The sequence below is a fragment of the Citrobacter sp. wls714 genome (assembly GCF_005281025.1).
In the GTDB taxonomy this organism is placed as follows: Bacteria; Pseudomonadota; Gammaproteobacteria; order Enterobacterales; family Enterobacteriaceae; genus Citrobacter; species Citrobacter werkmanii.
In genome coordinates this window covers 1-10,163 of sequence record NZ_SZWZ01000108.1, presented here as the reverse complement: position 1 = coordinate 10,163, position 10,163 = coordinate 1, and the positions used below count along the sequence as shown (strand labels likewise).

The window sequence follows — 10,163 nt, the reverse complement described above, 5'->3', positions numbered from 1 at the left end:
GTTCGAGTCCAGTCAGAGGAGCCAAATTTGAAAAGCCTGCTTAGAAAACTAAGCGGGCTTTTTGCTTTTTTGCATCTCTGGTGTTAACCCAGAATCGCATCCAGCCTGGCAAGCACCTCATTGACAACGGCGTCAGGTATGCGTTCCGGGCCGCCATATCTATAGTTCTGGGCTGGTCGCAGCGAATAAGCGCAATAATAACCGCAACGCCACAACATTACCTTGCTCTTCAAGGAAGACATTAATCCACTTTCATCTGTCTTTTGCGAAAGAAAACCAATGCTGGAACGGTATGAATGAGAAGCATACGAATAATATGATTCGCCATAACAAAGCTCGCATCCGCTTTTAACGCCAGCGCGGCAAATGACATCGACTCCACACTGCCGGGAACCCAGGAGAGCATCAACACCGGGAAGGGATAATCCAGCAAGCGCGCCGAGATAAATGCCATGATTATCGTCACTCCCAGTCCAATGAGAACAAGCTGTACCGAAGACCAAAGATGACGACTAAATTCAGCCATCGAATAAGTCGTAAAATGATGCCCCAGCAAGATCCCCATCAGCACCATGCTAATCTGGTTAAAGAGATCGGGGAAAATTAGCGGTTGTGAAGATAACGGGTGCAATGCCGCCGCGCAAACCAGCGAGGTTATCATAAAGGGTGCCGGGAAATGTAAGCGCTCCAGAAACTTCCCTGCAATATATCCTGCTAATACCATTCCGGTCAGCCAGAGCAGATTGTGCCCGGAGAAAAAAACGGCTGGAGTCGCTGCCAGAATATCTGCAGATGCCCCACGCGTGATATACCCGGCCAGAAACGTCAGGGTAATGAGACGCAGAGAATGCGAGATCACAATCTTTTGTGGCGGCGTCTTAATATGGGAGGCTAACGCCAGTACCGCCGCCATCGCTCCTGGCACCGCACCTAAAAGCGCCTCTTCTTTACTCCAGCCTAACCGCCGCACACACCAGAAGTAACTCAAGGTAAATTGTAAAGATAAGCAGAGTAATAACAAAGCAAACAAAAGGCTTATCTGTCGATGTTCGCCATATGAAAAATCTCTGAACATAATCCCTATCGAGATTCCGAGAGAAAGCTGGATAACCGTGATACTCCCCGGCATTGAGGATACGGAGAACCCAATACGTTTAAGCATAAGCACGGTAAAAAGGGCACCAAACATCATGCCCAGTGGAACGTTACAGAAAGTGAATCCCTGCCCGACGAGAAAACAGAGGATAATACCTGCCAATACTCTCATCCAGTACCTCTCCTGGCCGGTTGTTCAGATAACAATAGTTTTCGCCGGCACCGTCATGAATATATTCAGTGCACCGTATCTTTAACCCAATGCGTATTATCGATCACCCATTGCGTTAGCATCGCAAGATGTTCCTCAATTTCGCGACTGGACTCACCTTCAACAATAGCACTGACAATCTCACCATTCGTCAGTTTCATCACATCGTAATGACGTCCGACAACACCTGTAGCCCGATAATTGATCACAAAAGGTAACGGACATTTATCCGCAATAGCCTGTAAGGTTCCTTGAGAAGGCGGCACATTCAGTTGTCCAACCCGGATAACAGGTATTCTTTGCGCTAAATCCCGCGGATACGTTTCGTTCAGACAGGCCTTCAGCCATGTCATACGCGGATCGAGGCCAAACGCCGCACCTAATTCTTCATTAACGAAACATCCGCCTAACCGGCAGGCAAGCTCGCCGAAAATAATATTACCGCCCTGATCCACAAATACCTCAAGATGAAGTAAGGTGTTTTTCTCAATAGGGAAGACTTCTTTCGCAAGGTATTTTGTATAGTCAATCAACTTCTGGTGTAGTGAATTATCATCTTCCATGACCAGCCCTAAGGTTTGCCCTGATAGAAAATCAAGACAAGATACCGTGGCCCGAGAGGCGGAAATAAATATGGTTTTCCCATGCAGATACAACGCGTTGATCTGATAAGCCTCACATTCGATAAACTTCTCGATTAACAAATTATGGTATTCAGAGGATTTCATCTGCGCCAGATATTTAAATAACTGACCTTCATTTTTTAAAACCACCACTCCCAGAGATCCACGTCCATCATTTGGTTTTATCACGCAGGGATATCCTTGTTGCGCAATAAATGAGGCCATTGCCGTCGCATTTCCCACGCGAGCCATTGCTGGAATCGGTAACTGATATTGCTGCACACGGGATTTCATCAGAAACTTATCGCGAAACAGGATCACCGCATTCTCACGCCCCTGCGTTAAACCTAAACGATCGCTGATCCTTGCCGCTCTGAGCACATCAATTTCAGCCAGGAAGTAAATACCGCTGGCGTTGTTCGAACGAGCATAATGATAAATATCCAGTTCTACCAGGGGATTATCGTTAAAGTTTTCATAAAACAGAAAGGTAAAATCATTCCCCATATGATGCAAGATCGCCGCTTTTTGACTAGCGCAGGTGGCTATCACTAACGGCGTTGATTGCTGGAGTTCATGCCAGGCGTTTGGCGAGTGTTGTAAAAGAATTTTGGGTGGGCACAGTAAGATGTTCATTATTTTTCACTCTCGATATCAAACGTAATGACAAACACATCCCGAAATCCTTTCCCGGGCAACAGCGGTACGATAGGTGCGGTATAATGCAGATAATTAACATCATTGAAAATGATCGCCTCCCCCGCCAGAATTTTGAAGGTTGTTGCGTCATTTCCGCCGTCGTGATGAGGGATTAACGTAGTATCGCCACCGGCGATATTTTCCATTTCGCTGCAATAGACGGCAATGAACTTAAAGCCATCCTGATGTATACCTTCCGGAGCTGGATAGCCCGGTTGTCGATCATGTGTTGTAATTCTTATTTGATGAATACCTACGTTATAGTTCTCCTTCGGTAGCAATGGCAGTAATTTGCTAAATACCAGATTCATAACTTCTTCGGCAACATCCTGTTTTATTTCTGGATACTTTCTGCTGATACCACCTGAATACGTATTAACTTTTTCAGACTGAAAGAAAACTCCGGCCTCACACAAACTAAAATATTTTTCACACCCTGCTTTTGCCTGAAGATAACTTCGAAAACGAAATTTTCCATCTTCAGCTTTAAGCCAGGGATCAGGTAGCAACTCATCAAAGCTTTTTTTAACATTAATCGAGGTATTACCCAAACGTATATGATGATAAGCATGCATATATGACATCCTCAGAAAAGAGACAATAATGTATGTTGGTTATTTTTCTCAACTTATGACACCGGCAAGGGCCAATATCATTACCTGCATCTTGGGCAAAATACGATGACTGCGGATATCAGGCGAGGAACGCACGTTCCCCCGCCATCACATTCACTATTACTGGCTTTTTTTACGCAACTCGGTCACCGGTACGCCGCCAATCCCCCAGTTATCGGTATCGACTTCGTCAATAACCACAATGGTTGTAGCAGGGTTTTTATTAAGCACATCCACCAGTAGCTGAGTCGCACCTTCCATCAGCTGTTTCTTTTGTTTATCGGTCACACCTTCTTTAGTGATCTTAATATTTACGTAGGGCATAACAACTCCTGTAAACTAAATGATTGTGGATAATGCGCCGAGGTAGCTAAGCGCAAACAGGTTAAACAGCAGAACATAACCATAATGCATCTGGAAACTGGTTCTGCCGGGAGAAACATTAAGGCTGTTAGCAGCAAAAATTGCGTTTATCGATACCGGAGATAGCAGTTGCGTAGCAATAAAAAGGCAAATCCAAATCTGATAATCCACCACGCTGCCGGAAAGATAGTCGGAAAAAATCGACCACGACACGCTAAATATAATTAGGGGATGAATACCGAGGATACCAGGCAAGGGCAGAACAAATAAAATAATGGCATAGCACTGAAAAGTTGTAAGACCGCTAACAAACGCTGTAATGCCTTGCGGGATGTTTGCAAATAACATCATACATACCGATGTTAATAGGCTACATGCCAGGAGTAATACCACTTCGCCGGAGATCCCCTGAGCAGATTCAGACAGTTGTTGTGCCCACTGCTTTTTGCGATTCACAAAATGGCTGACGATAAAAAGAACAACTGCCGTGAAGGTGATGCTCTGCAAAGGATTCAACCCCAGCACGCTCAAAGATAGAATAAAGCTTCCCCAAAACAAGCCGATAAAAGCAAGAATCGAGGTCATATTGCCGCGGTCAGAAACCGTATGACTATCTTCGGCAACCAGTTGGACACGCGATTTCTGGTTTAACAGGATACTGAATAAAAACAGGGGAATGCCGACCAGCATCGCCGGAACATGAGGGATATCCGGCATAGCTGCCCATACTGCCGCAGCACCAATAGTCGTCGGCATTAAAACCATCGTGATACATACCGTACGAGTGACAATCTTCGCCAGGTTAAACTTCGGTTGAACCACTTTTTTCAGGCTATCAAACAGGAGCGGAATGGCCCCAAGGCTCATTGGCCAGGTTAAAAAAGCGGTCAGCAACGTAATGGACAATGTGACTCGAGACGGTTTTTTCTGCAGTAAATATGCCCCCAGCGCAGCGTTAAAATTTATCGCGTTCATCACCTGCCGGAGTAATGCAATCCCCACCAGCAAGAGCATGACGTCTGAATATCGTACAAATACAGCGAGGAGGTTAAGTTCCCCACTCTTGTTTGCTGTCAGTAGAAAAATCATCGAAGCGAGAAAAATGAGTATCCCACTTCTTGCCGATGATTTTTTCCACCAGAATGAAAAAGTTGACAGGATATACAATATTGACGCAACGAGTGCTAAAGCAGACATCAAGGGATATTTACCGGCGAGCACACAGGATGCAAGGAAAACACCCAATGAGATCACAATCATTGAGGATTGCAGATTTTGCCAGAGATTACCGTGCGTCTGGATTTGCTCAGTCTGCATTAATGACAACCTCATGCTGAACATTGCGATGGTGCAATTGTTGATACATATCGGTTACACAGCGCCCGGCATCGACCAGGAACCTCGAATTGACAAGGGATCGGGGCAATACGTAAGTGTAAAAATTAGCCCCTTCCGCTGGATTGCCTAACACCCAAATCGATTCTTGCGTTTCCCCAAGGCAGTTAATCGGATGCTGATTGATATCAATATCCAGCCCGCCTGGATGATAACCATCGTTCATAAAGGGACGCACAATACCGTTTTTAGTATTCTCTCATACGCCCAATTCAAATATTCCCCCAATAAGCGACGAGGCAAGTAATCATTTGCATCAATAGCTCTACCTGTTTCGCTTTTTATATAGCGATCATTCACTTTGCGATAACCCTGATTGTTAGCCCATTGATGAAAACATGGGCCCGGGCGAAAAGGGCCGGCATTTTTTACGGTCGCATCGCCAAACAATGTTATTTGACAGGCAACAGTATTAACTAATAAATGATCGGGCTGAGACAAACTATGCGCTCCCACACCCATGGCATTTTTATCAATAATAATGATCTGCATATGTTCATTAATCGCAGACTCTGTATGCAGGGCACAAATCCTTTCCAGAATACTTAAACCACGCGGTCCCATACCCAGTATAGCCACTGTCATTTTTTTCATTCTTTGCTCCAACTGTCTGAATATTTAACTTTACTGTATTGTAAATAGCTAATCCCTGCTGCGATGAATAACGAGGCTGCACCCAATAATATGGAATAGGTCATTCCATTTTTATTGCTCTGGAAAGCACTGACAATTAATGGACCGACGATCTGCCCGACCCCATAAGTCAGCGTAACGAGGCCAAGAAGGTTAATATTTTTTGGTGCCCTTATTTTTCTTGCCAGCGGCATGACCAAAGAACTGGTCCCCATGAATGTGCCGCCAAAACCAATACAGCTAATGGTTAGTAGCAGTGGTGAGTTAATAAATATGGCCATGACTACGCAACTCGCCTGAACAATTAAGTTAACACTTAGGCAGGATAATATATTCCACTTGCGCGCAGCCCATAACCAGCCATAGCATCCAGGAATAACGGCAAGACCGACAATGGACCAGATATGGTCGGCTAAAAAGGTGTTGCCAACCCCCCGGGCCATTAACGGTAAGTATGTAGCGACAATGATATAGCCGAATCCGGCCAGACCATACAGTAAGGCTAAATTCCACCACTGGATTTCAGGTTCCGCACTTACGACTGCTTTTACCGGGGGGATCATATGCTTATCTTTCGGCAATAAAATTACCAGGATGACGAAAAATATCGTTGAAAGTATGGAAGCGCCAATCCACAACAAGCGTGAATCTAACGCGTAAGACACGCCAGCAATGACATATTCATTACCGATAAAAATGCCTATTCCTACGCCTGAAAACAGTGAGGCGATAACAAAAGGATTATGGGTATGCTGGAGCACCAGCATTGAACCAAATATCATCATTCCCGCGCTTGCCACACCCGCAAGGAATCTGATTAACAGAATAATTTCAGGCTGAGTCACTTGTGCCATCAAAAAAATCAGCAGGGCTGTGAGTAACGCTGAAGCCAGTAACAGCATTCTTAACTTATTGATTGCGTTGAAAATACCGAAGGAGAAAAGGAGACTGCCGACGAGGTAACCTGCATAGTTTGCGCTGGCAATTAAGGATAATTGCGAAAAGGTAAAAAGCCCTTCATGAAGCATAACGGGAAGCATAGGGGTATATAAAAAACGCCCAATTCCCATTCCTAAGGTCAAGACGATCATACCAAATACAGCAGTACTCAACTGACGATGGCCAACAGCACTGTGATCGAGATCCATTTTTTGGCCTCAAAAGACGAATTAAGTTTGATTGTTATATTACACAGGGAAATGATAATAAAAAGTTAATAAAAATGACGAAAACATTCACTTTAGGTAATGCCTTCTATGAACAGTACCTCGCTTAATTTGTTTAAAACGGTTGCGGAAACGGGTTCCATATCCGCTGCTGCACGTAGTCTGCACTGCGTTTCATCGAATGTCACAACCCGTCTCAAACAGCTGGAAGCCAGCCTTGACGTATCTCTGTTTGTCCGTGAGAAAAATCGTCTCTACATCACCCCTGAAGGCGAGCTTCTTCTTCGCTATGCCAACAAAATTCTGGCCCTGTTACACGAAGCGGAATTGTCCATGCATGGAACAAAAGTGGCGGGGCCGTTACGCATCGGCGCAATGGAAACGACCGCAGCGGTACGTCTGCCTTCGATACTGGCGAATTTCCACCGCGAAATGCCTTCCGTTGAGCTAAACCTGAAAACCTCCCCCACGGAGGTACTGGTGCAGCACATCCTGAACAATGAACTGGAAATCGCTTTCGTTGCCGATCATCAGGGACTGCACACGGAAAATTCGCCTCTGCAATTGCACATTTTATGTCAGGAAACGCTGGTACTGGTGACGGCGGCAGAACACCGGGATGTCATTACCGGCGCGGATCTCAAGGTGTCAAGACCGCTGGTCTTTGTTAAGGGGTGTAACTATCGCTCCCGTCTGGGACAATGGCTGCGGCTGCAGGGAGTCGATTATGCCGATCCCCTGGAGTTCGGCTCTTTTCAGGCGATCCTTGGCTGCGTGAGTGCCGGAATGGGGATTGCCCTGTTGCCAGAGAGCGTAGTCAGACAGTATGAACATAATTTCCCTATCCGTAGCCATGCGATTACGCCACAGATAGGTAACGTGAATACTATGATGATATGGCTTAAAAACCGAGAAGTCAGCCGGGTGCTTAATCGCTTTGTCTCATTTATTACCAGGGCTTAATTTTTCGCTACAGACAACGGCGCAATGCAGGCCGCAGAGTCAGTGGAAGACTGGCGCACTCAAAAGAGCGCCAGTGGCAACGTAATTGATATTGAAAAGCCCGCTTTATATCTGATAGTCAATCATCATTTCATCCGGCTCCATTGCCTGGCGCTTAATTTCATCCACGGATAATCCTGCGTTGCATAACTCGATGAATCGCCAGACATAGTTGCGCTGTAGTTGTCCTCGTTTCAACCCCAGCCAGACGGTGTTTGCATCAAATAAATGCCGGGTATCCAGACGGGTCAAACTGCCCTCCTCCTGCTCGCCACTGGATTGCTCTGCCACCAGCCCAATACCCAGTCCCAACGCCACATAAGTTTTAATCACATCCGAATCCTGGGCGCTGAGTATGATATCCGGCACTAACCCTTTTCGGGCAAACGCTTCATCAATACGCGAACGTCCCGTAATTCCCTGGCGATAAGTAATTAACGGCCAATGGGCGATGGATTCCAGCGTTAAAGGCGATGTCTTAACGAGTGGATGGTCGTGCGGAACGAGCAGGCTGTGGTGCCAACGAAACCAGGGAAAAGCCACCAGCAGTGGATCGCTACTCAGACGTTCACTGGCAATCCCAATATCTGCTCCGCCATTTTGCAACAACGCTTCGATCTCCTGTGGCGTGCCCTGAATAAGTTCCAGACGCACCTCCGGGAAAAGCTCACGAAATGCTTTAATCACTGCAGGCAGGCTATAGCGCGCCTGGGTATGCGTGGTGGCTATCGTCAGAACACCTGAGGTGTCATTGGTAAACAAATCCGCCAGACGGCGGACGTTGCTGGCCTCATTCAGAATACGTTCGGCAATGCCCAGTAAGGCTTTACCCGGTTCGGTCATGCCCAGCAGGCGTTTCCCGCGACGAATAAATATTTCGATGCCAAGTTCATCTTCAAGTTCACGAATATGTCGGCTGACGCCCGACTGCGAGGTATACAATATATTCGCGACTTCCGTCAGGTTGTAATCCTGACGGGCCGCCTCGCGGATTATTTTAAGTTGCTGGAAATTCACTTTACACTCCGGGCACATCAGACATTACGCTATTGTTAAAGTCTGATGCCCGGCATAACAAATAATAAAAACCTGCATCTTATTCCTCTTGGGAATAAGGTTTAGCTCACCAGCTGCAACTCACGGTTTTCCAGCATTGGTCGGCTAACCAGCGACAACAGGATCTCCTTGACTGCCTGCGCTTGTGGCGACAAGCCCCCCATGGCCGACACATTCAACGAGAGCGGCAGATTCATTGATGGAGCAGTAATCCGCGCCATCCAGCCATTTGCTGCATTGCACAGTGCGCGGGCTGCCGATTCGGGTAACACAGTGACGCCCATACCGCTGGCAATGGCAGCCGTTAAGGTCGAGATAGACTCGATTTCGCCAATGACTTTGGCCGTTAAGCGACGTAGCGAAAAAGCCTCATCCACCCGCAAACGTACCGCACTGTAATCCCGCGGCAAAAACAGATTCATCTGCGCCACTGCGGCTAAATCGACGCTTTGGCCCGGGCACTCACGCGTCCCCACCAGGAAAAGATCTTCTTTCAGCAACGGCTGACAACTTATGCCCGCCACGGGCGAGCGCTCATAGAGCACTACCATGTCTAATTGTCCGCTGAGAAGCTTGTCATTTAGCACTGCCCCACTGTTTTCATGCAAATAGACCAGTACATCAGGCAGTTCGGCACGTACTGTTTGTAACAGTGGCATAGTGATGGATGATGCCGCCGTACCCGGTGCCAGGCCAATAGAAACCTGACCACTCAGAGTCTGGCCAACATTATTGACTGCAAGTTGCGCCTGTTCACACTGACGTAAAATCGTTCGGGCGTGGGTATACAGTACTTTCCCCGCTTCCGTGGGCGTGACGCCGCGTTTGGTACGAATCAGCAATTGCTGATCCAGTTCGCCTTCCAGCGTGGCGACCTGCTGGCTCAGCGCGGGTTGCGCGATGTGCAACACTTCCGCTGCCTGGGTCAGGCTACCAATATCGACGATTTTTACAAAATATTTCAGTCGTCTGAAGTTCATTTTGCCTCCTGTCGGAATACCAGAACCCGTGCTGGCAGTCATGTGATTCAGGATTGCAAGATACTTGCCAGTTTCGTCTGAAGCGGCGTTTTACGCTGACGCCGCGTCAGGTAAGGAGCAAAATGAAGAACGACATTTTTTGTACGCTTATACAGATGACTGTGGCTGCCCTGGAAAAGGTAGATACGCACCAGAATGGGGCAAAAGCATAAAAAGACGGAAAGTTCGCCGCTTTGCTGATTTTGTCAGCAAACGAACGCACAATTGCATTTCGTCCTTTGACAACCTTCATCACCCTCGCTAATATGCGCCTCGTTCACACGATT

At 46.9% G+C, this 10,163-nt stretch carries 10 protein-coding genes and 1 pseudogene; 1 reads left to right on the top strand and 10 read right to left on the bottom strand.

Annotated elements, in window-relative coordinates:
- Nucleotides 1-83 precede the first annotated feature (83 nt).
- The 8 genes and pseudogenes from FDX11_RS24510 to FDX11_RS24475 form a co-directional block, all read right to left on the bottom strand.
- A pseudogene (locus FDX11_RS24510) lies at nt 84-190 on the bottom strand (type II toxin-antitoxin system PemK/MazF family toxin); the annotation flags it as partial.
- 51 nt (nt 191-241) lie between these two features.
- On the bottom strand, nt 242-1,267 hold the full coding sequence (locus FDX11_RS24505; RefSeq protein ID WP_061381753.1) for an AbrB family transcriptional regulator: 1,026 nt from the start codon (nt 1,265-1,267) through the stop codon (nt 242-244).
- 65 nt (nt 1,268-1,332) lie between these two features.
- Nucleotides 1,333-2,565 carry an acetyl-CoA carboxylase biotin carboxylase subunit family protein gene (locus FDX11_RS24500; RefSeq protein ID WP_137398663.1) on the bottom strand — a complete coding sequence of 411 codons (1,233 nt, stop codon included), beginning with the start codon at nt 2,563-2,565 and terminating at the stop codon, nt 1,333-1,335.
- Nucleotides 2,565-3,203 carry a 2OG-Fe dioxygenase family protein gene (locus tag FDX11_RS24495; RefSeq protein ID WP_042309146.1) on the bottom strand — a complete coding sequence of 213 codons (639 nt, stop codon included), beginning with the start codon at nt 3,201-3,203 and terminating at the stop codon, nt 2,565-2,567. The genes FDX11_RS24500 and FDX11_RS24495 overlap by 1 nt, the downstream gene beginning before the upstream one ends.
- Before the next feature lie 159 nt (nt 3,204-3,362).
- Nucleotides 3,363-3,566 (bottom strand): 2-hydroxymuconate tautomerase family protein, encoded by a 204-nt coding sequence (locus FDX11_RS24490; protein WP_038639801.1) that lies wholly within the window; start codon nt 3,564-3,566, stop codon nt 3,363-3,365.
- A gap of 15 nt (nt 3,567-3,581) precedes the next feature.
- Nucleotides 3,582-4,922 (bottom strand): hypothetical protein, encoded by a 1,341-nt coding sequence (locus FDX11_RS24485; protein ID WP_137398662.1) that lies wholly within the window; start codon nt 4,920-4,922, stop codon nt 3,582-3,584.
- Between the two features lie 240 nt (nt 4,923-5,162).
- Nucleotides 5,163-5,594: an FAD/NAD(P)-binding protein gene (locus FDX11_RS24480; RefSeq protein WP_137398661.1), complete on the bottom strand. Its 432-nt coding sequence runs from the start codon at nt 5,592-5,594 to the stop codon at nt 5,163-5,165.
- Entirely contained in the window at nt 5,591-6,781 is a 1,191-nt protein-coding gene (locus FDX11_RS24475; protein ID WP_079224648.1) for an MFS transporter, read from the bottom strand. Before FDX11_RS24475 ends, FDX11_RS24480 begins: the two co-directional genes overlap by 4 nt.
- 108 nt (nt 6,782-6,889) lie before the next feature.
- On the opposite strand from FDX11_RS24475, the gene FDX11_RS24470 reads away from it, so the two are divergent.
- Nucleotides 6,890-7,762, top strand: coding sequence for a LysR family transcriptional regulator (locus tag FDX11_RS24470; RefSeq protein ID WP_137398660.1), 873 nt, complete (start codon nt 6,890-6,892; stop codon nt 7,760-7,762).
- A gap of 105 nt (nt 7,763-7,867) precedes the next feature.
- Here FDX11_RS24470 and cbl read toward each other — a convergent pair whose 3' ends face one another.
- Together cbl and nac are read right to left on the bottom strand one after the other, a co-directional pair.
- Complete coding sequence (gene cbl / locus FDX11_RS24465; protein ID WP_079224650.1) at nt 7,868-8,818, bottom strand: HTH-type transcriptional regulator Cbl; 951 nt, start codon at nt 8,816-8,818, stop codon at nt 7,868-7,870.
- 101 nt (nt 8,819-8,919) lie between these two features.
- Complete coding sequence (nac, locus tag FDX11_RS24460) at nt 8,920-9,837, bottom strand: nitrogen assimilation transcriptional regulator NAC (RefSeq protein WP_137398659.1); 918 nt, start codon at nt 9,835-9,837, stop codon at nt 8,920-8,922.
- Nucleotides 9,838-10,163 lie beyond the last annotated feature (326 nt).